This window comes from Bradyrhizobium sp. CCGB20, assembly GCF_024199855.1.
Lineage (GTDB): Bacteria > Pseudomonadota > Alphaproteobacteria > Rhizobiales > Xanthobacteraceae > Bradyrhizobium.
Window position 1 is genome coordinate 7310199 of the sequence record NZ_JANADN010000001.1, and the last position, 26211, is coordinate 7336409.

The 26211-nt window shown below is 64.5% G+C and carries 25 protein-coding genes; 4 read left to right on the forward strand and 21 right to left on the reverse strand.

Translation table 11 applies throughout. The features are described 5' to 3' along the window. Positions 1-81 precede the first annotated feature (81 nt). The 11 genes from NLM15_RS34345 to NLM15_RS34395 all read right to left on the reverse strand — a co-directional run bounded on the left by NLM15_RS34345 (position 82) and on the right by NLM15_RS34395 (position 12818). Positions 82-2409, reverse strand: a complete 2328-nt coding sequence (locus NLM15_RS34345; protein ID WP_254122344.1) for a mechanosensitive ion channel domain-containing protein — start codon at positions 2407-2409, stop codon at positions 82-84. Between the two features lie 769 nt (positions 2410-3178). After that, on the reverse strand, positions 3179-4033 hold the full coding sequence (locus NLM15_RS34350; protein WP_254122345.1) for an arylamine N-acetyltransferase: 855 nt from the start codon (positions 4031-4033) through the stop codon (positions 3179-3181). Between the two features lie 300 nt (positions 4034-4333). Continuing rightward, positions 4334-5371 (reverse strand): patatin-like phospholipase family protein, encoded by a 1038-nt coding sequence (locus tag NLM15_RS34355; protein ID WP_254122347.1) that lies wholly within the window; start codon positions 5369-5371, stop codon positions 4334-4336. After that, the gene (locus NLM15_RS34360) at positions 5368-6297 is read right to left on the reverse strand and encodes a polyphosphate kinase 2 family protein (protein WP_254122349.1); all 930 of its coding nucleotides are present in this window, start codon (positions 6295-6297) and stop codon (positions 5368-5370) included. Before NLM15_RS34360 ends, NLM15_RS34355 begins: the two co-directional genes overlap by 4 nt. After that, positions 6257-7276: a branched-chain amino acid ABC transporter permease gene (locus NLM15_RS34365; protein WP_254122350.1), complete on the reverse strand. Its 1020-nt coding sequence runs from the start codon at positions 7274-7276 to the stop codon at positions 6257-6259. The genes NLM15_RS34360 and NLM15_RS34365 overlap by 41 nt, the downstream gene beginning before the upstream one ends. Then, positions 7273-8154 carry a branched-chain amino acid ABC transporter permease gene (locus NLM15_RS34370; RefSeq protein ID WP_254122352.1) on the reverse strand — a complete coding sequence of 294 codons (882 nt, stop codon included), beginning with the start codon at positions 8152-8154 and terminating at the stop codon, positions 7273-7275. Before NLM15_RS34370 ends, NLM15_RS34365 begins: the two co-directional genes overlap by 4 nt. Before the next feature lie 5 nt (positions 8155-8159). Then, on the reverse strand, positions 8160-8864 hold the full coding sequence (locus tag NLM15_RS34375; protein WP_254122354.1) for an ABC transporter ATP-binding protein: 705 nt from the start codon (positions 8862-8864) through the stop codon (positions 8160-8162). Positions 8865-8869: 5 nt separating this feature from the next. Continuing rightward, positions 8870-9637, reverse strand: a complete 768-nt coding sequence (locus NLM15_RS34380; RefSeq protein ID WP_254122356.1) for an ABC transporter ATP-binding protein — start codon at positions 9635-9637, stop codon at positions 8870-8872. Positions 9638-9652: 15 nt separating this feature from the next. Then, entirely contained in the window at positions 9653-10963 is a 1311-nt protein-coding gene (locus NLM15_RS34385; protein WP_254122357.1) for an ABC transporter substrate-binding protein, read from the reverse strand. Positions 10964-11058: 95 nt separating this feature from the next. Continuing rightward, positions 11059-11763 (reverse strand): NUDIX hydrolase, encoded by a 705-nt coding sequence (locus tag NLM15_RS34390; RefSeq protein WP_254122359.1) that lies wholly within the window; start codon positions 11761-11763, stop codon positions 11059-11061. Positions 11764-11792: 29 nt separating this feature from the next. Further along, positions 11793-12818 (reverse strand): ABC transporter substrate-binding protein, encoded by a 1026-nt coding sequence (locus NLM15_RS34395; protein WP_254122360.1) that lies wholly within the window; start codon positions 12816-12818, stop codon positions 11793-11795. A 138-nt stretch (positions 12819-12956) separates the two neighbouring features. Between NLM15_RS34395 and NLM15_RS34400 the strand changes: the two genes are divergently transcribed. Beyond that, positions 12957-13406 (forward strand): cupin domain-containing protein, encoded by a 450-nt coding sequence (locus tag NLM15_RS34400; protein ID WP_254122361.1) that lies wholly within the window; start codon positions 12957-12959, stop codon positions 13404-13406. Between the two features lie 43 nt (positions 13407-13449). Here NLM15_RS34400 and NLM15_RS34405 read toward each other — a convergent pair whose 3' ends face one another. Then, a complete protein-coding gene (locus tag NLM15_RS34405) occupies positions 13450-14235 on the reverse strand; it encodes an ABC transporter permease (protein WP_254122362.1) in 786 nt (261 codons plus the stop codon). After that, a complete protein-coding gene (locus NLM15_RS34410) occupies positions 14235-15053 on the reverse strand; it encodes an ABC transporter ATP-binding protein (RefSeq protein WP_254122363.1) in 819 nt (272 codons plus the stop codon). Before NLM15_RS34410 ends, NLM15_RS34405 begins: the two co-directional genes overlap by 1 nt. Before the next feature lie 134 nt (positions 15054-15187). Between NLM15_RS34410 and NLM15_RS34415 the strand changes: the two genes are divergently transcribed. Continuing rightward, complete coding sequence (locus NLM15_RS34415) at positions 15188-15970, forward strand: ABC transporter ATP-binding protein (RefSeq protein WP_254122364.1); 783 nt, start codon at positions 15188-15190, stop codon at positions 15968-15970. Further along, positions 15967-17526 carry a glycine betaine ABC transporter substrate-binding protein gene (locus NLM15_RS34420; protein ID WP_254122365.1) on the forward strand — a complete coding sequence of 520 codons (1560 nt, stop codon included), beginning with the start codon at positions 15967-15969 and terminating at the stop codon, positions 17524-17526. The genes NLM15_RS34415 and NLM15_RS34420 overlap by 4 nt, the downstream gene beginning before the upstream one ends. A 30-nt stretch (positions 17527-17556) precedes the next feature. On the opposite strand, the gene NLM15_RS34425 is transcribed toward NLM15_RS34420, so the two are convergent. From NLM15_RS34425 to NLM15_RS34435, 3 genes are all read right to left on the reverse strand, one after another. Next, positions 17557-17934, reverse strand: coding sequence for a rhodanese-like domain-containing protein (locus tag NLM15_RS34425; RefSeq protein ID WP_254122366.1), 378 nt, complete (start codon positions 17932-17934; stop codon positions 17557-17559). 137 nt (positions 17935-18071) lie between these two features. Further along, entirely contained in the window at positions 18072-19784 is a 1713-nt protein-coding gene (locus NLM15_RS34430; protein ID WP_254122367.1) for a sulfatase-like hydrolase/transferase, read from the reverse strand. A 315-nt stretch (positions 19785-20099) separates the two neighbouring features. Continuing rightward, positions 20100-20765, reverse strand: coding sequence for a TetR/AcrR family transcriptional regulator (locus NLM15_RS34435; protein ID WP_254122368.1), 666 nt, complete (start codon positions 20763-20765; stop codon positions 20100-20102). Positions 20766-20870: 105 nt separating this feature from the next. Between NLM15_RS34435 and NLM15_RS34440 the strand changes: the two genes are divergently transcribed. Further along, the gene (locus tag NLM15_RS34440) at positions 20871-21491 is read left to right on the forward strand and encodes a hypothetical protein (protein WP_254122369.1); all 621 of its coding nucleotides are present in this window, start codon (positions 20871-20873) and stop codon (positions 21489-21491) included. Positions 21492-21495: 4 nt separating this feature from the next. Here the strand turns inward: NLM15_RS34440 and NLM15_RS34445 are convergent, their stop codons facing one another. From NLM15_RS34445 to NLM15_RS34465, 5 genes are all read right to left on the reverse strand, one after another. Next, positions 21496-22347: an SDR family oxidoreductase gene (locus NLM15_RS34445; RefSeq protein WP_254122370.1), complete on the reverse strand. Its 852-nt coding sequence runs from the start codon at positions 22345-22347 to the stop codon at positions 21496-21498. A gap of 476 nt (positions 22348-22823) precedes the next feature. Then, entirely contained in the window at positions 22824-23843 is a 1020-nt protein-coding gene (ilvC, locus tag NLM15_RS34450; RefSeq protein ID WP_014493068.1) for a ketol-acid reductoisomerase, read from the reverse strand. A gap of 135 nt (positions 23844-23978) precedes the next feature. Then, entirely contained in the window at positions 23979-24581 is a 603-nt protein-coding gene (locus NLM15_RS34455) for a LysE family translocator (protein WP_254122371.1), read from the reverse strand. A 7-nt stretch (positions 24582-24588) separates the two neighbouring features. After that, positions 24589-25464 carry an EamA family transporter gene (locus NLM15_RS34460; RefSeq protein ID WP_254122372.1) on the reverse strand — a complete coding sequence of 292 codons (876 nt, stop codon included), beginning with the start codon at positions 25462-25464 and terminating at the stop codon, positions 24589-24591. A gap of 49 nt (positions 25465-25513) precedes the next feature. Then, entirely contained in the window at positions 25514-26209 is a 696-nt protein-coding gene (locus tag NLM15_RS34465) for a class I SAM-dependent methyltransferase (protein WP_254122373.1), read from the reverse strand. Between the last annotated feature and the right edge of the window lie 2 nt (positions 26210-26211).

Consider the following 26211-nt stretch of genomic DNA (forward strand, 5'->3'; position numbering starts at 1 on the left):
CCGCCCGCATGTTGTCAGCGGACTGGGGCCGGAGTGAACGCTGCCAGGTGGACAGAGGCAAGCGGTAAGTTTACCGAGCGGTTATCCAGCCGCCCGCCTTGGCGTCAAATTCGCCGCAGCTTCGGTCGGCGGCGCGACCTGCATCAAAATGGTCTGGACCGGGGATGCGACCTCGATGCCGTTCTGCTGGAAGCGCAGCTTCATGCGGCGGTTGAATTCACGCTGGACCGGCCAGCGGCCGGCCTCGGTGCAGCGGATCTGGCCGACGATCGACACCATGGCGCCGTCGACCTTGTCGATGCCCCACAGATCGAGGTCGCCGCGGATCGCCGCGCGAAACTCCGGCTCGTGCCGCATCTCGTCGACGATGTCCTTGAGGATCTGGCCGGCGCGGTCGGTGTCTTCCTTGTAGGCGACATTGACGCTGACGGACGCATTGCCGGCGCCGCGGCTGGCGTTGGTGATGGTGGTGACCGCGCTGAACGGCACGATGTGCACCGCGCCGTCGCCTGCGCGCAGACGAATGGTGCGGATCGAAACGTTCTCGACCACGCCGGAGAGCCCGGAGACGCTGACGCTATCGCCGACCTGCACCGTGTTCTCCAGCAGCAAGAACAGCCCGGTGATGAGATCCTGCACCAGCTTCTGCGAGCCGAAGCCGATGGCGATGCCGACGATGCCCGCGCCCGCGAGCAGCGGGGCGACATTGACGCCGATCTCGCTCAGCGCCGTGAGGCCGACGACGGTGGCGATCAGGCAGAGCAGCGCCGTCCGCAGCATCGGCTGGAAGGTGCGCAGGCGCGCGGCGCGGGCATAGTGCCCGTCCCGCGACAGCGTGTTGATCTGGCGATCCAGCAGCGCGTTGCTGGCTTCCCAGATCACGGCAGCAATGATCACGGCGATGCCGATCGTCGCCACCGCCGAGATCAGCCGGCTGCCGATCTGGCCACCATAGAACCACACAATGGCATCGACGCCCCAGACTTCGAGCACGGCGACGAAGCCGATGAACGCGATCACGCCTGAAACGATCTTGCGCAGCAGCGGCAGATAGCGGTTGGCGCGGGTCTCCAGCCCCGGAAAGCGCTGGAGGATCTCCGGCTTGATGCGGAAGCCGCGGTCGATCAGGCTCAGCGTCAGCATGATGGCGACGCGCGTGATCAGGGCCACCACGACGGTGCCGACGAAATATTGTAGCAGCAGCGAATAGCCGTTGCGGATGTTGAGCGCCCAGACCGCCCACAGCGCAAGGTCGAGCGCGATGGCGAGATAGTGCCAGCCGCCGGCAATCCGATTGCGCAGGCGCGCCGCGATGCCCTGCCTTTCAGCCGGCGCACGAATGGCTTCGGCGACCTGGCGGCGGCATTGCAGGATGATGACGACGATGAAGAGATGCACGACCAGCATCACCATGCGCAGCAGCGCCGCGTAGCCGGCGCGGTGCAGCCCGAGCAGCAGCGCCACATTGGCAAAGGCAATGCCAGTGACGCCGACGCCGACGATGCGGCGCGCCCAGATCTCGATATAGGCGGCGGTCTCGGCCCGAACCGGAACGAGGCCGAACGGGCCCGCCAGCGCACGAACGACGCAGATGAGCCCGCGCGAGAACGCATAGGCATTGACGACGGCGAGGATCACGAGGCGGACGGTTGCGGGGTCACCGATTTCCGTTCCAAGCAATGCGGTTGCCGCGCCGATGAAGACGAACACCGGGAGCAGCTCGAGGATGAGACGACCGAGAACGAACGGCAGCCGCAGCAGCGACTGCCAGACACGCGCCAGGCTGTGGCGGCGCTTGTGCAGTTCGGGCGCGGGCGTGACATCGGCGACCGACGATGGCGGATCGGCAATCGGCAGCACCTGCGCCGGCAGGCGCGCGGTTTGCGGCACGCGTCCCTCCAGGAACGCGACCGGACGCCGGATCAGACGGAAGATCACCCACTCCGCCGCGAGGGCGCAACCGAGCACCAGCGCCAGCTTCCAGGCGATCTCGATCAGGAGGTTGTAGGCGGCGGGGTCGTTGGCGGTCCGCACGATCCAGTAATAGAAGGCGGGGAAATGCGTCAGCGTCCGCGCCACGCTGGCGATCTCGCGCGAGATCTCGCCGATCTCTTCGGACACCGTCAGCAGGAGCTGCGCGCCGAGGCCGTCGGCCGAGAGTGGGATCGGCGATTTCTGCTCGGGCGCGGCGGGCTGCTGCTGACCGGTCGCATTCGCGATCGCGCGCAGCGTATCGATCATCTGCGCGCGCTTCTTGTCGTCCTGGAGCGTATCCAGCGCACGCCTGGCGTCCTCCGGCGACAATGCGGCAGCATTGTTGGCGGCCGCCGGCGCGGCATTGACGCTGGAGAGAGATGAGATCGCGAGGAAGAGAGCGGCGAGAAGCGCCGGAACAAACTTGTGCGACACGAGGATTCCCTGGAAAAATGAATGCGCCGGCGGAATCGGGACAGTCACCGCCGAAGCACTGCGTCATGTCGGATCGCCGCTATTCGCCCCGGCGCTGTGTCGGAAGTTGGCCAGCGAGGCGACATTCTCTTGGCATTTGCCGCGTCGCAGGAACGGGAACCGCGGGTTCAGCGGCGCCGAAACAGCATTTCGATGCAAGGAGCGCAAAAAACTCTCCCGTCATTCCGGGAGTCGGCCCGGAATGACGGCGAGGAGGAGGAGAGTAAGCAGGATGTCAAAGCGCCTGTCGCGGCGGCCTCATCACGGCCATCCGACTCGATCGGTGTGATGCAAATTACAGCGCCGGGAAGGTAGGGGCTTTGCCTCACTGATGCAGCCCGCTAAACCTTGACCCGGCGTGCCGTTCGCGGTTTCCGCCGCTATGCGATAGTCCGAACGAGCTCCATCGCACTTAACGCGGCTGGATTTGCGGAGGTGGTGTCATAGACCTCCCCTTGCTCATGAGGTGGACGTTGCGCGTCGCTTGTTTGCGACCACCGGCATGCTCCTCCCGTGACATAAAACTGTCAAGCAGGATCAATGGTTTTGAGATCACAATTGAGGGCGCATCCATGCCGGTTCCGCGACGGATTGGCCGCGAGAAACGGCGAAATAAGCGCGTTGTGTCGAAGGCATTATTCGCGTCTGCCGCCTTTCATAATTTCGAGAAAGCCAGAGCACCGGCAGACCACTGCCATCGACCACCGCATGAATTGTGCTGGTCAACCCATCACGCAAAAAATGGGTGGGGCGCATCTCCGGTACCCTTCGCTTTCATGACTGCGATGCACCGGTCAATATCTTCATTGGATAAGTTCAGTCCGAATTCGCCGCAGAGAACGTCTCGGAATTCGCTATCGGCGGCCAGCCATCGCTTTCTTGCCTGGCCTTCTGCATCGCGTACGGTAACGCGCGCATTGTACATCGTGATCCGCGTCCCGTTGGGGCCAGGCTTGGCGACGATGATGTTGCCTTGATACGGTGTCTCCGGATGCGTGCCGGTGTACCAATTGGTGATTTCGTATTCACCGTCGTAGCGCGGATAAGGGATGACCCGGTAAATGTGCTGCCAACCACGGTTGAGCCGCGCCTGCAACGTCAGCTCTCCGTCGACGTCGATGAAGCGCATCAATTCATGCGGCGTTTCCTGCTCCACCTGCGGCGCGAGCAAGAGCGCAGAAGTGGGCGCGAGATTTCCAAAGCCTACATCCGCCAGATAGGGGCCTTCAGGCAACTCTACCTGCAACAGCATATGAATAGCAGGACGCGGTGCATCAATCGCGAGCCCTCGGACAACACGCCCCTGAAGGCTGGTGATGCGATAGCCGAGCGACCGAAGCCCCGCTCGAAAGAGCATATTTTGTTCGAAGCAGTAGCCGCCACGCTTGTTGGTGATCATCTTGCTCTGCAGCGAAGCCAGATCGAGTTTCGGCGGGCGCCCGAGCATGATGTCGAGCGTCTCGTAGGAAATGGCATGTGAGTGGGCCACAATCAGGCGGTTCAAGGTCTCGAGCGTGGGTGCAATGGAGCCGGAATAGCCGATGCGCTTCAACCAAGCGCTCTGATCAAAGTGTGCGTCGGTCATTGCGAGCCCCGACCTTTGCCACGTTGGACCTACTCGGGAAGATCATCCACGTCGTAACGATCGTAGCGCGTCGCCGCCATTCGGTCTATCGCACGAATTTTCGCGGGGGCTCGAGCGATGGTGGCATCATGCTCCTGTTTTGCCCGACGCGTCAAACGGCTTCGCAAAATCCGCAGACGTTCACGGCGACCGCCAAGTCATTGATTTCGCTATCCCCGGCTACTGTGCATGGGGTTGTTTTCGCGGTTTTTGTCCGCGGCTACGCGCATGCGGGCCAGGACGCCTAGAGAAACAGGACGCCTAGAGAAACATGTCCGTCACATCGACCGTCGAAGACTCTCCGACCCGGTCGAAGTTTCGCGCCAGCCAGCTTCGCGCCGCCTCGCGGCCCTCGTCGCGCAAGCGGCATAGCAGGCTCCATTCGGGATGGAATTGCGTGGCCGTGCCGAGCTGCGACATCAGCTGGTCGTTGCCGATCCAGTGTATGTACATGCGGCTATGCCTGTCGCTGTCGAGCTCGCCATTGTCGATCAGCCGCGTGGCGAAGGCGATCGCGCGCATCTCGCGCATCAGGGACGAATTGAAGCTGATCTCGTTGATGCGATGGAGCACGTCGGCTGCACTGGCCGGCAGTTCGTCGCGCCGGATCGCCGTGACCTGCACGATGATGACGTCGTGACTGCCCCTGCGGTAGATCAGCGGATAGATCGCGGGATTACCGAGATAGCCGCCATCCCAATAATGCTCGCCGTCGATCTCGACGGCCTGGAAATAGGGCGGCAGGCAGGCCGAGGCGAGCACGGTTTCCGGGGTGAGAAGCGGGCTCTGGAACACCTTGATCTTGCCGGTGCGGACGTTGGTGGCGTTGAGAAACAGCTGCGGCGCCTCCGGCGAGGAATTGAGCCGGTCGAAATCGACCACGCGCTGCAGCAGCTCCCTAAGCGGATTGAACTGGAAGGGATTGAGCAGGTTTGGCGGCAGCGTGTGCGTCAGCGTGTGGATGAAGGCGTGGACCGGATGATATTCCGGCGGCAGCTTCAGGGCCTGGATCCACTGGTTGAGCGGCGAGAACAGGTCGTACGCCATGTCCATCCGCGACACTTCGTACCAGAAGGCGTGCAGGTTCTGCCGCGCGGCCTCCGCGCCTCCTTTCGCCATGCCGGAGGCCATCGCCACCGCATTCATCGCACCGGCGCTGGTGGCGCTGATCGCCTCGATCGCGAGCCTGCCGTCCTCGAGCACCTGGTCGAGCACGCCCCAGACGAAGGCGCCGTGCGCGCCGCCGCCCTGGAGAGCGAAGTTGACGTTCTTCCGGTTCGCGGTCTCGCTGATTGTCACTTCGCTCGCTTCCTGCCGCCCTTCCCCTCTTTCTCCAGCGCCTTGCGCACCTCGTCGAATTCGCCCAGCGAAGCCTTGTCGGCGCGGGGAAAGCGCAGGTCCAGCTTTTCGAGCGCAGCATTGATCACGGAGCCGATCACGACGCGCGCGAACCATTTGTGGTCGGCCGGCACGACGTACCACGGCGCATGAGCCGTGGCCGTGTGCCGGACGATGTCCTGATAGACGGCCTGGTAGCGCGGCCACAGCGCGCGCTCCTTGATGTCGTCCATGGAGAACTTCCACTGCTTGGCCGGATCCTCCAGACGGTCGAGGAAGCGTTCACGCTGCTCATCCTTCGAGAGGTTGAGGAAGAATTTCAGCACGACGGTGCCGTTGCGGCAGAGATAGCGCTCGAAGGCGGAGATGTCCTCGAACCGCTCCTTCCAGATGTTCTTGGTAACGAGCTTTGGCGGCAGCTTCTCCTTGGCGAGGATTTCCGGGTGCACGCGCGTCACCAGGCATTCCTCGTAATGCGAGCGGTTGAAGATGCCGATATGGCCGCGCTCGGGCAGCGCGATGACGTGGCGCCAGAGGAAATCGTGGTCGAGCTCCTTGCTGCTCGGCGCCTTGAAGGCACTGACTTCGCAGCCTTGCGGATTGATGCCCTCGAAGATCGCCTTGATCGCACTATCCTTGCCGGCGGCGTCCATGGCCTGGAACACGATCAGCAGCGACCAGCGGTCCTGGGCGTAGAGCTTCTCCTGAAACTCGATCAGCCGCTTCTTGTTGGCGTCGAGAATCTCCTGCGCCGCCTCCTTGTCGAGATCGCCCTTCTCGTTGGTCTTGTGGTCCTTGAGATGAAACTTGCCCGATCCGTCGTAACGGAACGGCGTGATGTAGCGGTCAAGTTCCTGGGCGAGCGATTTGGACGGCTTCTTGTTCATGAGCGCGGGGTACCTTGCGTTGCGGCTTCAATCGGTCGAGCAAGCTACCAAGGATGCCCTTGGGAAGGAATATGATGAAAAGCACGAGCAGCACGCCGTAGACGAGGTTGTCCCAGCCGACCGCCTTGGTGCCGAACCCGATGCGCAAGGTCTCGGCCAGCAGAATCGTGATGATGGCGCCGAAGGTCGGGCCCAGCGAAACGAACAGGCCGCCGACGATGGCCGCGAACACCATCTGGAGCGAGACCGCGATGCCGCTGACGGTGTCCGGCGTGATGAACATCTGGTACTGGCAGTAGATCGCGCCGGCGAGCGCCGTCATCACCGCGCTGAGCAGCGTGATCTTCAGCTTCTCCGCGGTGACGTCGACGCCGGCGGCAGCCGCCGCGTCCTCGTCCTCCGAGATCGCCTCCAGCGCGTAGCGGGCCATGCTGCGGTCGACCCAGTGCCAGACCACGATGCCGAAAAGCCAGACCCCGAGCGCGATCAGGTACCAGGTGGTCTTGTCGTCGAATTGCAGCGCCAGCAGCTTGTTGCCCGACGCGCGGTTCGGGGTGTAGCCGAGCGAGCCGCCGGTATAGTCGCGCGTCGCCGTGATGACCTGGAGCACGATGCCCGACAGCGCCAGCGTCACCAGCACGAAATAATGCCCGGTGATGCGGAAGCGGAAACAGGGATAGCCGACGATCAGCGCCAGCGCACCGGCCCCGACCATGCTGACGGGAATCCCGATCCAGGGCGACCAGCCAAGATGATTCCATAGCAGCGCGGTGACATAGGCGCCGATCCCCATGAAGCCGCCGTGCCCGAGCGAAACCAGGCCGAACCTGCCCATCATCGACCAGGAGGTGTAGGCGAACGACCAGATCAGGATCAGCACCAGGATGTGCAGATGATAGGGATCGCGATACACGAACGGCAGCGCGACCAGCGCCGCGAGGCCCACCGCCCAAGCCGCAAGCCGGCCCTGCCCCATCATCGGCGCCTCGCAAGCAGGCCCGCGGGCCGGATGAACATCATGACGATGAAGAAGGCGAAGGCGAGCACGTAGCCCCATTCGAGATCGGAGAACAGGCCGCCGAGCGAGATGATCTCGGCGAACACGAACGCGGCGATGAAGCCGCCGATGAAATTGCCGAGGCCCCCGAGCACGCAGATCAGGAAGGTGATCGGCCCGAAGGACAGGCCGACGAAGGGATGCACGTCATATTGCAGCACAAGAAGACAAGCCGCGAGCCCCGCCAGCGCGCCGCCGAGCGCCGAGGTGACGAGATAGATCCGCTTCGTATCGACGCCCATCAGCGCCATGATCTGGCGGTCCTGCGAGATGGCGCGGATCGCGGTGCCGGTGAAGGTCCGCGTCATGAACAGATAGACCGCGACCATGCCGACCAGCGCCGCCAGGAACGAGAGCAGCCGGGCGTAGCTGAAATTCATGTCGCCGAAGGCGAGCACCGGCAGGCGGATGCCAAGATTGCGGAAGTCGATGCCGAAGGCGACGGTGGCGAAGCTCTGGAGCACGAACAGCACCCCGCCGGTGGCGAGCAGCTGGTTGATCGGCGGCGCGGTGAGCAGCGGCGCGATGACGAGGTAATGCAGCGCCGCGCCGAGCACCGCGACCAGCAGGATGGTTAGCGGCGCGGCGACGAAATAGCTGACGCCGTAATACTGCACCATGAAGTACATGGCGTACATGCCGATCATCACCAGCTCGGCGTAGCAGATCCAGGTCACGTCGATGACGCCGAAGATCAGGTTCAGCCCGAGCGCGAGCAGCGCCAGCACGCCGCCGAGCAGGATGCCGTTGATCACGGCCTCCAGCAAATAGATATCGAAAACATCCAGGAACGCCTGCATGAACCTCACACCCCGAGATACGCTTCCTTGACCGTGTCGCTCGCCAGCATCTCGGCCGACGTGCCGGATGCCCTGATCGTGCCCGCCTCGATCAGATAGGCGCGATCGACCACCTTCAGCACCTGCTGCACGTTCTGCTCGACGATCAGCACGGTCAGGCCACTGGCGCGGATCCGCTTCACCAGCTCGAACACCTGCTGCACCACGACCGGCGCCAGCCCCGCCGACGGCTCGTCGAGCAGCAGGAGCTTTGGATTGGACATCAGCGCGCGGCCGATCGCGCACATCTGCTGCTCGCCGCCGGACATGGTGCCGGCCATCTGGTGGCGGCGCTCCTTCAGGCGCGGAAACAGGTCGAACACGACGTCCAGCCGCTCGGCATAGTGGCCACGCGCCTCCCTCATGAAGGCGCCCATCTTGAGATTGTCGTCGACCGAGAGCTGCGGAAACAGCCGCCGGTTCTCCGGCACATGCGCGATGCCGAGGCTGACAATCTTGTGCGGCGGCGTCGCCACCACGTCGACGCCTTCCATCCTGATCGACCCGCGCGAGGGCCGGATCAGGCCGGAGATGACGCGCATCAGGGTGGTCTTGCCGGCGCCGTTAGGGCCGATCACACCGACGGCCTCGCCCGCCTTCACATCGAGATTGACGTCGAACAGCGCCTGGAACGTGCCGTAACCCGCGTTGACCGAACGAAGCTCCAGCATCGCGACTAGCCTCCCGCGCGGCGGCGCGCTTCCGCCGCCGCGGCCTGCGTGGTCTCGGCGTCGGTGCCGAGATAGACCTCGATGACGCGCGGGTCGCCCGCGACCGCGCTCGGCAACCCTTCCGAGATCTTCTCGCCGTGATCGAGCACCATCACGCGATCGACGACGCGCATCAGCACGCCCATGATGTGCTCGACCCAGATGATGGTGATGCCGAGCTCGTCGCGGATGTTGCGCAGCATGTCGGCCGCCTGGTCCATCTCGGCCTCGTCGAGACCGCCGAGGCTCTCGTCGGCGAGCAGCAGCTTTGGCGCGGTGGCGAGCGCCTTGGCGAGTTCGAGCTTCTTCAGGCCGGCGGCGCCCAGGCCATCGACGCTGGCATGGCGATCGGTCGGCAGGCCGACCATGGCCAGCGACCGCTCGGCCGCCTCCTCCGCCTTGATACGGCTGTGACGGCCCTGGCCGTAGAAGCCGGCCAGCGCGACGTTCTCGAAGATCGTCAGGCGTCGGAACGGCCGCGGAATCTGGAAGGTGCGGCCGATGCCGCTGTTGATGATCCGGTGCGGCGCGAGGCCTGCGATCTCATGCCCGCCGAACAGGATCGAACCTGACGTCGGCGCCAGCGTGCCGGAGAGCATGTTGAAGATCGTGCTCTTGCCCGAGCCGTTGGGGCCGATCAGGCCGAGGATCTCGCCCTGGTCGACCCTGAACGACACGTTGTTGACGGCGGTGAAGCCGCCGAAGCGCTTCACCAGCCCGCTGACTTCCAGCACCGCTTCGCTCCGCCGCTACTGGTTGCTGTAGGTGGTGCCCTTGGGCAGCGGCAGCACGGCCTCGCGCTGCGCCTGGCTCTTGGGCCACACCACAGAGGACTTGTCGTCGATATACTGGATCACGACCGGGAATGACCGCTCGTTCTGCCCGGCCATCGGCGTGCCCTCGCCGTAGAACTTCACGCCGAAGCCGAGCATCGTGCCGCCCTCGGGGATGTCGGTGTCGAGCGCCGCCTTGCGCAGCGCGTCGGGATCGACGCCGCCGTACTTCTTGATCGCGCGCGGCAGCACGTCGGACATGAAGACGTACGTGTTGGACGCGCCGATGCCGACATGGGCGGAGCGGATGGCGACGCCGGGCCGGATCTTGTCGAACTCCTCGCCGACCATCTTGATCACAGGCGGAAGCTTCGGATCCATGGTCTTCTGGTTGGCGAGCCAGATCGAGATCGGGTCGGTGTTGAAGATGTAGGTGGCGTCAGCCCCCATGCCTTCCTTCAGCTTCTCATAGACGCCATAGCCCGCGCCATGCCCCATCAGCGCGCCGAACTTCAGTCCCTGCTCGCGGGCCTGACGCAGCAGCAGCGTGATATCGGGGTTGTAGCCGGTGTGGAAAATGACATCGGGCTTGGCGCGCTTCAGCTTGGTCACCAGCGCGGACAGATCGGGCGCGGTGGCTGAATAGCCTTCCTTCATCACGACGTTGAAGCCGGCCTTCTTTGCGCCGGCCTCGTTGCCCCTGGAGACGTCGACGCCATAGGCGCCATCCTCGTGGATGATGGCGACGCGCAGATCCTTCGGCTCCTTGTCGAACTTCGCCTTGGCATTCTGTGCGATGAAATCCATCGTCATCATGCCGAACTGGTCGCCGCTCGCCTGCGGGCGGAAGACGTATTTGTAGCCCTTCTCGTTGAACACGGCCGACGAGATGCAGGTCGTCATCCACATGAACTTCTTGAGCTGCTCGACACGCGCGGCCACCGGCACGCATTGCGCCGAGGAGAAGAAGCCGAGCACCATGTCCACTTTTTCCTGCTCGAGCAGGCGGACGGATTCGTTGATGGCGACGTCGGGCTTGCTCTGCGCGTCGGCATAGACCGCCTCGATCTTGTAGCCCTCGACGCCCGTCTTGGCGAAATGGTCGAGGATGATCTTTGCGCCGATATAGCCGAGTTCGGAGCCACCGCCGGCGAGAGGTCCGGTCAAATCAAAAACGACGCCGATCTTGATCTTCTTCTCCTGGGCCTGGGCGGACACCGCCAAGCCCGTCGCGGCAACCGCGACCAACAGCCCACGTACCAAGCGGGCAGCCATGCGCAGACGCATCAAAACCTCCCTGGACGATTGTGCATTGCATTCTTATTGCTTTTGCTTTTTTGCCCATCACATGGGCTGAGCGCAGCGATGTCAAGCCTCGCGCGTCAGCGCGGCGCGAACTGCTGCTCGACGAAGGCCGTGACAAATCGCGGCATGGACGGCGTGAGATCGCTCACTCCACGCACGAGATGAATGGCCGAAAGCTCGGGCTCGGCCTCGTTCGCGAGACTGGCTTCGATCCGGGCGCGCGCCACGGTGCCCGGCATATCCAGGTCGAGAATTTGGATCAGTGCAATCGACGGGCCGGTCACGACGCAATGCCAGTCCGGCTCGGCCCGGTAATCGGCCTCGGTCAGGCCGGTCTCTTCCCCGACCTCGCGGATGACACTCCCGGGAATGTCGAGCGCGCCGTCCCTGACGTCGTCGAGGTCGGGCGTGCCCGAGGGGAAATAGATCCGGCCGGCATTGGCGGTGTGCTGCGCCATCTCGCCCATGATGAAGGCGCCGTCGGAGGCGCGCAGCGCGCCCATGCCGAAGCCGTTGAACACCGCCTTGTCGGGAAAGCCCCAATCGCGCCAGGCAAGGAAGCTCGCGAAATCGGTCTCGAAATAGGTCGCCGAGAGATGGCCGTCGTTGAACACGGCATCGCGCCCGAGCAGGACGCGGCCGTTCCAGAGCTTCGGCCGCTCGCGCTGCTTCTCGGCGAAATGCGACGCGATCTCGGCACGCTGTTCTTCCGCGAACGGCCAGACGATCGGCCGCACGGCAAGAGCAAGCGTCGTGACGCGATGAATGACCGGTGACGTCATGACGCCTGTTTACATTGCCTTCGCGTCAGTTATTTGGCGCTCCCGGTGGTCTTCTTGGCCTGGTCGACGAATTTGTTGGTGAAGGTCTTGCTGACGTCGATCTTGGCGTTCGCGACCTCCGGCGAGCCGACGCTGAACACCGCGAGCACGGCGTCCGCGCCCTTCGGGTCCATCTTGCCGGTTTCCGAGAACATCGGGATCGTGTTCTTCAGCGCGGCGAGATAGAGGTCCTTGTTCTTGCCGACCATCTCGTCGGGCATCTTCGCCATGATCTCCTCGGGCGAATGCGAATGAATCCAGGCGATCGTGGCAAGCATCGCGTTGGTGAGCGCCTGCGTCTCCTTCTCGTGGCCGTTGATCCAGGCCACGGTCGAGTACAGCGCGCCGCCCGGATATTCGCCGCCGAACGTCTCGAGCGTATCTTTCTGCGTCCGGGTGTCGCTGAGGATACGCAGATCCTTGTGGCTGCCCTGGAGCACGGTGACGGAGGGATCGAGCATCACGGCGGCATCGAGCTGGCCCTGCTCCATGGCGGCAACCGCGGTCGCGCCAAGGCCGACGCCGATCACGGCGGTGCCGGCGGGATCGAGCCCGTTCTTCTTCAGGAGATATTTCAGGAAGAAGTCGGTGGAGGAGCCGGGTGCGCTGACGCCGACCTTCTTGCCGGCGAGGTCCTTGATCGACTTGATGTCATTGGTGCGCGAGGGCGCGACCACCAGCACGAGGCCGGGATAGCGGTCATAGACCACGAAGGCCTGAAGCTCCTGCTTCTTGGCGGCGAGATTGACGCAATGGTCGAAATAGCCGGAGACGACGTCGGCGCTGCCGCCGAGCACGGCCTTGAGCGCGTCCGAACCGCCCTTGAGGTCGACCAGCTCGACATTGAGGCCGGCCTTCTCGTATTCGCCGAGCTGCTTTGCCAGCACCGTCGGCAGATAGCACAGGCAGGCGCCGCCCCCGACCGCGATGGTCACCTTGCTTTGCGCCGCGGCAAGCGAGGTGGTGAGCGTCAGCGCGAGCAGCGCGCCGGCGAGCCTGGCAATCGTGTTCTTCATTAGTTTCCTCCGTTCGGCTGGCGGCACCATAGAGCAGCAGGACTGGCTTGAGAAGCGCGCCTTAAGGCACTGGCCATCGGCCTTTCGGCGCAATAGCATGGGTGCACAACAACAAACTTGTGATGGGGAGGATCATCCATGAATCGCCTTGCAATCGGGCTATCGATCGCCACCGCTTTTGCTGCCGGATGCGGCGCGAACCAGCTGCTCCGACCGGCGCTGGCCGCCGAAAACATCACCGCGCAGGTCATCCACACCGGCGAGATGGAAGGCGACGCGCTCGGGAACGCCAACAATGTCGGCTACCGCTCAAAAATGTTCGCGAGCGCGGACGGCGCCACCATCTCGATCCAGGTCGGCAATGTGCCCAAGCACATGCACCCCAACACCAACGAGATCCAGTACATCCTGGACGGGACCGGGACGATCTGGCTCGGCGATAAGGAAGTGACGGTGAAGCCGGGCGACCTCGTCATCATCCCGAAGGGCACGCCGCACGGCGGCACCAAGCCGATCAGCGGCCAGGTCAAGGCGATCGCGATCAAGACCCCGCCGCAGGCGCCCGACGACACCAAGCTGCTGGATTGAGCCTTCTCGGTTCCGGGCTCGCGCCGGGGCGCGGGCCCGTTTCCTACCCGCGCCCGTCCACGGTCGGCCGCCAGACCAGCAGCCTGCGCTCAACCAGCGTCACCCCGAAGTCGATCAGGATGACGAAGGCCGAGAGCACGAACATGCCGGCGAACACGCCGGCGACGTCGAATATGCCTTCGGCCTGCTGGATCAGATAGCCGAGCCCCGCCGCCGATCCCAGATATTCGCCGACGACCGCGCCGACCACGGCGAAGCCGACCGAGGTGTGCAGCGACGAGAACATCCACGAAAGTGCCGACGGCCAATAGACGTGCTGCATCAACTGCCGCTCGCTCATGCCGAGCATGCGGCCATTGTCGAGCACGGTGCGGCTGACCTCCTTGACGCCTTGATAGACGTTGAAGAACACGATGAAGAACACCAGCGTCACGCCGAGCGCGACCTTGGACCAGATGCCGAGGCCGAGCCACAGCGCGAAGATCGGCGCGAGCACGACGCGCGGCAGCGCGTTGACCATCTTGACGTAAGGGTCGAACACCGCGGCGACCAGCGGCTGGCGCGCGAACCAGAAACCGATGAGAACGCCGCCGGCCGATCCGATCACAAAGGCCAGGACCGATTCCGTCAGCGTGATGCCGAGATGCTTCCAGATCACGCCGGACGAGAACCACTTCACGATCTGGGCGAAGACGTCGACAGGATTGGAGAAGAAGAACGGCGGCAGCAGGATCTTGCCGAACACCGGCACGGTCGAAAAGAGTTGCCACAGCGCGAGGCAGACGACGGCGACCAGGATTTGCAGTGCGAGCAGCGTCACGCGCGACATCAGACCGCCTCCGCCGCTTGGGTGGATTGCGCGTAACCCTTCATCACCTCGTCCTTCAGCACGCTCCAGATCTCGCGGTGGAGTGCATGGAACTCCTTGTCGAGCCGCACCTCGAAAATGTCACGCGGGCGCGGCAGCGTGACCCGCCAGTCGCCGATGATGCGCGAGGACGGCCCGGCCGACATGATCACGACGCGGTCGGCGAGCGCGATCGCCTCTTCGAGATCATGGGTCACGAACAGCACGGCCTTGCGGTCGGCATTCCAGAGGTCGAGCAGCAGGTTGCCCATCACCTGCCGGGTCTGCGCATCGAGCGGCCCGAACGGCTCGTCCATCAGCAGAATTTTTGGATCGCGGATCAGCACCTGCGCCAGCGCCACGCGCTTGCGCTGGCCGCCCGAGAGCATGTGCGGATAGCGATTGGCGAAAGCACCGAGGCCCACGGACGTCAGCCATTTCTGCGCGCGCGGCAGCGCCTCGGCGCGCGGCGTGCCCTTGATCTCGAGCCCGATCGCGACATTGTCGAGCGCGGTCTTCCAGGGGAACAGCGCATCGGCCTGGAACAGGTAGCCGGCGTCCCGGTTGAGCCCCGACAGCGGCCGGTCGAAGATCTTGACGCTGCCGGCGGCCGGCTTGAGCAGACCCGCGGCAACGTTGAGCAGCGTCGATTTCCCGCAGCCGGTGGGCCCGACGATGGCGACGAACTCGCCCTGCGCGACCGCCAAATGCGCCTTCTCCACCGCCGTATAGACCCGCCCGTCCCCGAGCTGGAACGCGACCTTGGCATCTTCCAGCGCCACTGCCGTGGGCATTGTCATGTGTTCCCTCCGAACATGGCCCGATGCCTTAGCCGCTCGCGCGGCCAAGTTCAATCGAGCCGCCAAGCGTGCTACGCATGGGCCTTGTCATCCCCTCCCTCCATGGGCGGGGCAGCGAAGCGAGCCCCCGCCCGATGCCGTCCAGGCCGATGATTGGCTATGCCCACGTCACCAAAAGCTTCGGCTCGCTCAAGGCCGTCGACGATTTGTCGCTGGACGTTGCCGAGGGTGAGTTCGTGGCCATCGTGGGCGGCTCGGGCTCGGGCAAGACGACGCTGCTGCGGCTCGCCAACCGGTTGATCGAGGCGGACGGCGGCACGATCACCGTCGAGAGCGACAACGTGCAGGACATCGATCCGGTCGAGCTCCGGCGGCGGATCGGCTACGTCTTCCAGAGCGGCGGACTGTTCCCGCATTTGAGTGTCGCCGACAATATCGGGATCACGCCAAAACTACTTGGCACGCCCGCAGCCAAGATCGCAGCGCGCGTCGACGAGCTGCTCGAGCTCGTCCAGCTCGACCGCCGCGCGCACCGCGACCGCCTGCCCGAGGCGCTCTCGGGCGGCCAGCGCCAGCGCGTCGGTGTGGCGCGGGCGCTCGCGGCAAGGCCTCGCATTGTGCTGATGGACGAGCCGTTCGGTGCGCTCGATCCCCTCACCCGCGATGCGCTCGGCGAGGATTTTCGCGAGCTGCATCGCAAGCTCGGCCTGACCACGGTCATGATCACCCACGACATGACGGAAGCGATCCTGCTCGCCGACCGCATCGCGGTGATGCGCGGTGGAAAGCTGCTGGCGCAGGGCACGCCCGCGGAGCTCTCGAACAGCGGCGACGCCTATGTGCTGGAGCTGCTGCGCACCCCGCGGCGCCAGGTCGAGCGGTTGAACGCGCTGCTGCCAACGAGCGGTGCGGCATGAACCTCCTCGCCGATCCGCGCTGGGGCGAGGCGCTGTCGCATCTGCCCGACTACCTCGGCAATCACGTGCGGGTCAGCCTTGCCGCGCTCGCGCTTGGCCTCGCCATCAGCCTGCCGCTGGCGATCCTGACGCGCAACCGCCCGGCGCCACGCGCCGTCCTCCTCGCGCTCGCCAGTATCGTGCAGACGGTGCCGGGGCTGGCGCTGCTTGCACTGTTCTATCCGCTGCTGCTGCTGATTGCCTCCGTGACGCTCGCCTGGTTTGGCGTCTCCTTCTCGGCCTTCGGTTTCCTGCCGGCGATGCTGGCGCTTGCGCTCTATTCCATGCTGCCGGTGCTGCGCAACGGCATCACCGGGCTGAACGGCATCGACCCCGCGCTGATCGAAGCCGCGAAAGGCGTCGGCATGACCGCGCGGCAGTCGCTCGTCATGGTCGAGCTGCCGCTGGCGCTGCCGGTGATGATGGCGGGCATCCGCACTGCCGCGGTATGGGTGATCGGCACCGCCACGCTCTCCACCCCGATCGGACAGACCAGCCTCGGCAATTACATCTTCGCCGGGCTGCAAACCCAGAACTGGGTGTTCGTGCTGTTCGGCTGCTTTGCCTCGGCCCTGCTCGCGCTCGCCGTCGATCAGCTGCTCGGCCTGATCGAGAGCGGCTTGCGCCAGCGCAGCCGCCTGCGTCCCGCGCTCGGCGGCATCGGAATCGCGGCGCTGGTCCTCGCAACGCTGGTGCCGGCGATGGGACGCTCGTCGCAGAGCTACGTCGTCGGCGCCAAGACTTTTGCCGAGCAATATGTGCTGTCGGCCCTGCTGAGGGACCGTCTCCAGGCCGCCGGTCTCTCCGCGACCGCTCGGTCGGGTCTCGGCTCCAGCGTGATCTTCGAGGCGCTCAAGGCCGGCGACATCGATCTCTATGTCGACTATTCCGGCACGCTCTGGGCCAACCAGCTGCATCGCACCGAGATCAAGCCGCGCGCGGAACTGCTGGCGGAGTTGAAGACATCGCTCGCGAAGGACAACATCACCCTGCTCGGCGAGCTCGGTTTCGAGAATGCCTATGCGCTGGTGATGCCGAAGAAGCGCGCCGAGGCGCTTGGCATCCGCACCATCGCCGATCTCGCCGCGCATGCTTCGACGCTGTCGATTGCCGGCGACTACGAGTTCTTCTCTCGCCCGGAATGGGCGGCACTGCAAAAGGCCTACGGCCTCTCGTTCCGCGCGCAGCGGCAGATGCAGCCGGACTTCATGTATGCGGCCGTCGCCAGCGGCGAGATCGACGTGATCGCCGGCTACACCAGCGACGGGCTGATCGCAAAATACGATCTCGTTGCGCTCGACGATCCCAGGCACGCGATCCCACCCTATGATGCGATCCTGCTGCTGGCACCGAAGCGGTCCGGGGACGAAAAACTGCAGGCAGCCCTCAAGCCGCTGCTCGGCAAGATCGACATCGCCACGATGCGCGAAGCGAACCTGCGCGCCAGCGGCAACGACGCGAATTCGTCGCCCGATGCGGTGGCGAAGTGGCTGTGGGAGAAGGTGGGCAGGCGCTAGGGGAATGCCTCCCCGCGCCGCCGCCTTTGCTTAAGCCTTCTCGGTCGCCTCTCCGGCATCGACCCAGTCCTTGAAGCCGCCGACGTTGTAGACGTGGCCATAGCCCATGTCCTGAAGCAGCTTGCCGGCGAGCGCGGAGCGGCCGCCGGAGGCGCAATAGAGGATCACGGTCTTGTCCCTGGCGAGGGTCTTGTCGTGATAGGGCGAGTCCGGATCGGCCCGAAACTCCAGCATGCCGCGAGAGATATTCAGTGCGCCCGGGATCTTTCCGCTCTTCTCGATCTCAGGCGCATCGCGCACGTCGAGCACGAGCGCGCCCTTCCCGATCATCTCCTTGGCCTGGGCCGGCGTGATTTTCGGCACGGCCGCGTTAGCGGCCTCGAGCATCTGTTTCACGGAAATTGGCAAATTGCTTCTCCTGTGGTTCGCAATTGATTGAGCGCCCCATTACCCGGCATCGTCCCTCATCGCGTCACTCGTTCGGAGGAGGACCCCGGGCCAGAATATCGACGGATGCGATGGCGAATGAATGGCCGCGATGGAAACTACAGCCCCCGGATCATCCCCGCATTGATCAGCAGCCGGTTCAGCCGCCGCGCCTCGGCGCCGTCCTTGCAGCCGTAGAAGATGCCCTTGCAGCGGAGCATGATCTCCTTCTGCTCGGCAAAGGACGGATCGAGCGGAATGCCGGCGGCTTCCTGGATCACCAGCGGCAGATAGGGGCCGTCGACCGTGTCCATCACTGCGGCGCTCTTCACCGGCTCGAAATTAATGGCGTCGATCGCGTAATAGGTCGCGTAGAGACGCGGATCGTAAGCGTCGAGCTTCTTGCCGAGAGCGCCCTCGTCGAGCCCGGGCTCGAGGATAGCAGGCGCAAACTCAGGCTGATGGTCGCCGTAGCGCACGATCAGGAACGGCTCGCCCGGAAAGTTCTTCTTCAGCCCCGCAACGAAAGCCTTGTACTGCTCCGCGCTCATCGCCTGCCGGCGCAGATATTCGTCGATGGAGGCCACATTGCCCGGCGCACGCCAGTTCGGCAGCAGATCGGGGCGGAAGCGCGTCTCCCAGGGGAAATGATTGGCGCCGAGATAGATGAAGGTGAACAGCGGCTTGTTCGGCGGCTGCTGGCCCATCAGCTGGAGCGCCTTGTCGTAGAAGAAAGAGTCCGGCTCGACGTCCTTGGCGCCGAGATCCTTGGAATCGAGGAAGCGTTCGACGCCGGTTGTCGTCTGGAAGCTGCGCGCAGCCATGAAGCCGCCATAGGCGGGATAGAGCGACATCGTGTCATAGCCGCAGCGGCGCAGCGCCAGCGGCAGGCCGCGCTCGACGCGGCTCGATGCGATGCGCGTCACGAAATAGGCGAAGCGGCCGAACGAGCGCGAGGAGAGGCCTGCGAGCACGTTGTATTCGGTGAACCAGCTCGGACCGCCATTGCTCTCGGCGAGGAACGTGCGCTGCTTGCCGTCCCAGGATTTGAAATGATTGCCGTAGCCCGGCGGCACCTTGATGCCCTGCGCGGCGCGAATGTCGAAGCTCGATTCATCATGAACCATGATGATGTTCGGCCGGCGGCCCGCGGGGTGGCAGGCATCCACCAGCGGCATGTTGAGCCGTTCGTTGGTCGAGGCCGCCGACTCCATGAAGCCGTATTGCGCGAAGTCGGAGACCGCGCTGACGCCGGAGCGGAAGAACTTCGAGAGATAGCCGTCGTCGTAATAGCCGCGCCAGGCCTCGTCCGGATGATAGAGCGAATAGCCGACCAGTGCGGCAAGGCAGGCGAGCTTGCAGGCGAGCGCCGGCAGGCGGCGGATGCGGAACGGGTCGAGCCACCACAGCGCATACATCAGCGGCAGGGTGACGAGGCCGGCCAGGATCACCGACCAGCGCAGATTCGGGAAGATCGTGAACAGGAACGCGACGGTGTCGCGGTCGATCATCATCAGGTCGATGAAGTTGACCGTCATCTGCGCAACGTCGTGCTTGAGCCGCGACAGCAGCACCAGCACGACGACCATGGTCAGCGACAGCGCGCCCGACAGCGCCGGCCGGCGCAGCAGCGTGATCCAGAAGAAGTTGAGGATGCCCCAGGCGAGTGCGAAGGACAGGCGCGAGCCGAAATCGGTCTCGGTCTCGTACATCAGCGCAAGTGCCGCCAGATGCGGAGCCGCGACCGCGAGCAGCCGCCAGATACCGAGCGCGGCGACGCTCGCCAGTGCGGCGGTCGTGGCAGAAGGGCCTGGATTGGGCGCGGACGCCATCGACGGCACGCAACAGCTGGTCCGGCGCAATGATACCTAGCCGTCTGGCCGGCGTGACGACGGCTAGGGCGTCCGGCGCAGCCGGAAGCCTGCACCGTGTCATAAAACTGTAACGGAACAGTCAAGGACAGGCAACGCGCGCCGCGATCCGACTTTGGCTTTATGGAGGTGGGCGGCGAGGTGCCGCACACCTGGCTCTATCCCCTCACCCTGAGGAGCCCGCGAAGCGGGCGTCTCGAAGGGCGAGGCCCGGGGCGGGGCCTGCATGGTTCGAGACGGCGCTGCGCGCCTCCTCACCATGAGGGTTGGGCAGAGCTACCCGCCGCTCCAGGCCTTGGCGATCCCGGCGATGAAGAGGTCGATCACCCCTTCCGCCATCCGCTCGATCTCGCCCTCCTCCACGCCCCAGCGCGGAAAGTGGCCGTCCAGATTCATCCGGGCGAAACCGTAGACCAGGGCGCGGCCGGCGATCTCGATGCGCTTGAGGTCGTCCGACCGCAGCAGGCCCTGCGCCGCCGCGTCAGCCAGCATCTGCTCGGTCAGAGCGATCAGCTCGGCATTGTCACGGGTCAACTCGGTTGAGCTGCCATGGGCGAAATAGCGCCCGGTGGAGATGATCTCGAAGTGCGCGGGGTTGCGCATCGCCCAGCGCAGATAGGCCAGCCCGAAGGCGCGGAAGCGGCCGAGCGGGTCGGTCGCCGGCGCCTGGCCCAGCGCCACCTCGATCTCGGCACGGAAGCGCCGCTGCGCCTCCTCGGCCACCGCCGCCATCAGCGCGTCGCGGTTGGGGAAGTGCCGGAACGGCGCTCCAGGCGACACCGCCGCCCGCCTGGCAGCCTCGCGCACCGAGATCTCGGCCCCCTCTGCCGCCAGTTGCATCGCAGCATCGATCAACACGCGGCGGAGGTCGCCGTGATGATAGGGCCGGGCCGAGGAGGCCTGGCGGCGGGCGCGCGGCTTGGACGTCTGACGGGAGGGCATGGGATTTCCTAACATCACCCGAACGTGAATGTAAGCAGCGATTACACCGTTGCCGCCACGCCGCCCTGGAATGTAATCGTTGATTACATAACGGAGGAGATCATCGTGACCGAACGTCAAAACTGGTTCGAGGGCTGGCGGCTGCTCGGCGTCCTCTCCCTGATCCTGGTCGCCCTAAGTCTATGGATCGCCTCGATGCGGCAGTTCGAGGTCGAAGGCGTGCGGATGGTGATCCGTTTCACGGCGCGAAGCTCGCTGCTGCTGTTCTGCCTCGCCTTCAGCGGCGCGGCACTGGCACGGCTGTGGCCTAATGCCTGGACCCGCTGGCAGCGCCGCAACCGCCGCTATCTGGGCCTGAGCTTTGCGGCGTCCCACGCCATCCATGCGGTTGCGATCATTGCCTTCGCGAAAATGGATCCGGCCGGCTTTGCGGAGGCAACCTCGGCCGCCTCCTACGTCTTTGGCGGTATCGGCTATGCCGTCATCATCGCCATGAGCGCGACCTCGTTCGACCGCGCCGCCGCGCTGCTCGGGCCGCAAGCCTGGCGCGTGCTGCACCTCGGCGGCGGCTACTATCTCTGGTTCCAATTCATGGTGTCGTTCGGCAAGCGCGTGCCGGCGATGCCGCTCTACGCCGCGTTCCTCATTCCGCTGCTCGCCGTGGTGGCACTGCGGCTGATCGCGATGGCCGTCCATCCGCGCGGACGGACCATCGCGGCCCGCTAGGGTCTCAGCCCTGCGGCAGCAGCCCCAGCCGCTTGGCGATGATGCGGTCGAGTGTCCGTTTCGGCAGCACGGCGCCGATCAGATGGCGCAGCGGGTCCGGCGTGATCTGGTAGCGCACCTTGGGGCTTGCCGCGGTCAGCGCCTCGAACACGATTTCGGCGATCCGCTCGGCCGGCAGCCCGGTCTCGCCGAGCTTCATCATGAACGCCATGACCTTGTTCAGCGCCGGGAGATAGGGCGAGTTCTGGTAGACCGAGAGATCGGTCTGCTCGGCCTTGCTCCAGATCGGCGTCTTCACCGCGCCGGGCGCGACGATGATGACGTCGATGCCGAACAGCATCAATTCGCGGCGCAGGCTCTCCGACAGCCCTTCGATGGCGTGCTTGGAGGTGCAGTAAGGCGCCGACAGCGGATTGCCGTTCTTGCCGGCGACGGAGCTGATCATCACGATGCGGCCCTTCGGCCCCTTCAGCGAGGGATCTGCCCCGAGCAGCGGCCCGAAGGCTTGCGTCGCGATCACCGGGCCGATGACGTTGATGTCCATCTGGCGGCGGAAATCATCCGCCGACAATTCGAGCACGGGGCCGGCAACCGCGATGCCGGCATTGTTGACGAGACCCGCCAGCGTCTCGCCGCCCAGCGCCTCACGCACCTGGCGGGCGGCGGCCAGCACGGCAGCCTCGTCGGTGACGTCGAACAGCAGCGGGATGAAATTGGCGCCGAACTCGCCCTTGAGCCGGTCGGCATCCGCCTGCTTGCGGACACTGCCGAAGACGCGATAGCCGCGCCCGATCAGGAATTTCGCAATGGCCCAGCCGATGCCGGTGGACGCGCCGGTCACCACAACAGATCGCATGGTCCCCTCCCCCTTGAGTTCCCGCGATCATGCAGGAGGAACGCGCCAGTGTGCAATGCCGCCCAACGCTCAAAGGGCGACGCAGGTGTCAATTCTTAAGATGAAGCGGCGCGAACGTCGCGACATGAGGTTGATCGCGCGCTGAAAATGCAGATGAAGAGCCGAATCCTTGACTCTGAAGACACTCGGCTTTTGGTGATCGCGAGCTTCTGAAAAAGCCCTGACAAACGACGCGAGATCAAGAATGTGGTTTAAGCGTCAGTTCTTCGCGCTCAGAGTGCATGTCAGCTCGCGAAGAATTTGAATGAAGCAGCAATGCTTCGCGCGAGATGAAAAGAGCGAGACCGCTGGTTGCGATCTCGCTCCAAGATACTCGTGAAGGTTTAAGAATTGGTTGGGCGAGCGAAGCTTGTGCTTTCGCTCCCGCGTCCCGGACGTAGCGCGGCGCGCCGCGCCACGTCCGAAGATCGACGGGCTTAGTTCTTCGACTTGTCGACCAGCGCGCCCTTCTTGATCCAGGGCATCATGTCGCGCAGCTTCGCGCCGACTTCCTCGATCGGGTGAGCGGCGAGCTTGGCGCGGGTCGCCTTGAACGAGGTCTGGTTGACCTTGTTCTCGAGCATCCAGTCGCGGGCGAACTTGCCGCCCTGGATGTCGGCGAGAACGCGCTTCATCTCGGCCTTGGTCTCGGCGGTCACGATGCGCGGACCGGTGACGTACTCGCCGTACTCGGCCGTGTTGGAGATCGAGTAGTTCATGTTGGCGATGCCGCCTTCATAGATCAGGTCGACGATCAGCTTCACTTCGTGCAGGCACTCGAAATAGGCCATCTCGGGCGCGTAGCCGGCTTCGACCAGGGTCTCGTAGCCGCCCTTGATCAGCTCGACCAGGCCGCCGCAGAGCACGACCTGCTCGCCGAACAGATCGGTCTCGCACTCTTCCTTGAAGGTGGTCTCGATGATACCGGCGCGGCCACCGCCGACGGCGGAGGCGTAGGACAGGCCGAGGTCATGGGCGTTGCCCGAGACGTCCTTGGCGATCGCGATCAAGCAGGGCACGCCGCCGCCGCGCTGATACTCCGAGCGCACGGTGTGACCGGGGCCCTTCGGCGCGATCATGAGCACGTCGAGGTCGGCGCGCGGGTCGAGCAGGTTGAAGTGGACGTTGAGGCCGTGCGCGAACACGAGGGCGGCGCCCTTCTTCATGTTGTCGTGCAGGTGCTCGCGGTAGATGTCGCCCTGGAGCTCATCCGGGGTCAGCATCATGACGAGGTCGGCCCATTTGGCGGCTTCGGCGACTTCCATCACCTTGAAGCCGGCGGCTTCCGCCTTCTTGACCGAACCCGAGTCCTTGCGCAGCGCAATCGCCACCTCCTTGACGCCGGAGTCCTTGAGGTTGAGCGCATGGGCGTGGCCCTGGCTGCCGTAGCCGACGATGGCGACCTTCTTGCCCTTGATCAGGTTCAGGTCGGCGTCGCGATCGTAATAAACACGCATAGTCGTTTCCTCGGTTCAGGTGGCCAGAATCGGCCGTTGGTCAGGTCTCAGGCGGTGAAATTTGCGGATTTCCCGGGCTGTCTAGAGCATTTCGCAGCCCGAAGGAAACCCGTTTCTGCATGGAAAACTGCGGCATCATGCATCCATGAAGACAGGGTAGAGCGATGCCAAAAGCAGGATCGCCATCAGGATATTGAAGGCGCGGACCAGCCGCTCAGAGGTCAGGACCGGCCGCAATGCGGTACCAAACAGCGCCCAGACCACGGTCGAGACGGCGCCCACGAGCAGGCTGATCAGGGTCTGGATCGCGATGTTGAGCGGAAACTGGGCGATGGCCGCATAGGCGGTGATGGTGCCGATCACGATCACCCAGCCCTTGGCGTTGATCCACTGGAACATGGCTGCGCCCCAGAAGGTCATCGGCCCACGGGCGCTCTCCTCGCCCGGCTTGGCGGGGCCGGAGAGGGCAATCATGCCGGCCAGGTAAATCAGGTAGGCGGCGCCGGCATATTTCAGGATGGTCTGGAGGACCGGATAGGCCAGGAACACCGAGCCGAGCCCGAGGCCGACCGTGGCGATCATGAAGGCAAAGCCGAGGACGATGCCGACGATGTGGGGGATGGTGCGCCGGAAGCCGTAGGTCAGGCCCGAGGACAGCAGCATGATATTGTTCGGCCCAGGCGTGAAGTACATCACGACCATGAAGATGAGGAAGGCATAGAGCAACGACTGCGACATGCTCACCTCACGCCGTCTTCGGCAGCGGCTGCGGGCGCCGCGCCAGCACCATCACGGCGATGCCGCCGATCACGGTCAGCATGCCGGTCAGCCTCAAGGGTCCGAATTTTTCACCGAACACGATGCTCGAGGCAGCCGAGCCGACGAAAGGCACCAGCAGCGCGAACGGCACCACCTGCGCCGCCGGATAGTCGCGCAGCAGCCGGCCCCACAGCCAGTAGGCAATGCTGGTCGAGATGGCGCCGATCGTCAGCAAGCAGACTAGGCCCGTGAGCGACATGTGGATCAGCGACTGGAAGGTCGGCACCGGCCCGTTGACGACCAGCGCCAGCGCGAACAGCGGCACCGCCGCCGTGAGACAGAGCCAGGCGAACAGATCGAACATCGGCGCGCCGCGGGCACCGCGCAACAGGAGATTGCCGACGGCGAAGCAAATCGGGGCGATCATCAGCACCGCGAAGGCACCGACGCTGAAATCATAACCGACGGTGCCGCAGATCATCAGAAGACCGACTGCTGCGATGACGATTCCGAGCGCCTGCACCGGCGTCGGCCGCTCCCCGAATGCGACCGCGGCGAAGCCGATGGTGAACAGTGCCTGGCTCTGCACGACGACGCTGGTCAACCCCACCGGCACGCCGTGGGCGATGCCATAGGCCTGACTCAGGAACTGGCCGAGGAACAGCGTGAAGCTGATCGCGATCAGCAGCGACCAGGCGACCTTCGGCTTGGGAATGAACAGGCACGGCACCGCGGCAATGGTGAAGCGCATCGCCGTCATCAGCTCCGGCGAAAACTCGTCGAGCGCGATCCGGCTCGCCACGAAGGCAAACCCCCAGATGACCGCCACCAGAATGGCGATGAGGATATCGGCCGGCTTCATTGTTGTTCTCGGTTCTGCTTTGTCGTGCAGCCCTGTTTGTTGTTCTGTTCTAGCCTTGCTCGCCGGCTTTTGGTTTCCGCAGCAGATAGGTGCCGTGCATGGGCGCGTGGTAGTCGGCCGAGACCAGCGTGAAGCCGACATCGGTCAGCATCCGCTCCATCACCCAGCCGAAGGTGGAATATTCGTCGCGCATGTGCGTGACGACGCCTTCGCGCGAAAAATCGTGGTTCTTGATCTGGAAGTCGGCCCATTGCTCGACGTCGCGTTCGACGGCGTCGGGCATCGAGGCGTAGACGATGTCGCGCAGATAGAAGCTCGCGCCCGGCTTCAGTGCACGGTAGATTCGCGACATCGCCACCACCTTCCAGAAATCCGGCAGATGGTGCAGCGTGAACTCGCTGACGATCAGATCGTAGGATTCCGGCCGGTAGGCGAAGCTGAGCAGGCCGGCGGACTGCGTGCGCACGGGCGCCTTGCGGTCGCGGGCGTAGATCTCGGCGAGTGCCAGCATCGCCGGCGAGATGTCGATGGCGTCCACCTCGGCACCCATCAGCGCCGCTTCGGTGGCGAGCACGCCGTTGCCGCAGCCGATATCGGCGATGCGCCAGCCGCGCTGCACCCCGAGCATTTTGAGCGCGGCGCGCGCCCGCAGATCGGCATCGTCATGGGCGTCGTAGATCGAAGCCACTGCGGGCTCGATCCCCATCCGGTTCCGCTCGTTGTAGTACCAGTCGCGCGCCAGCATGG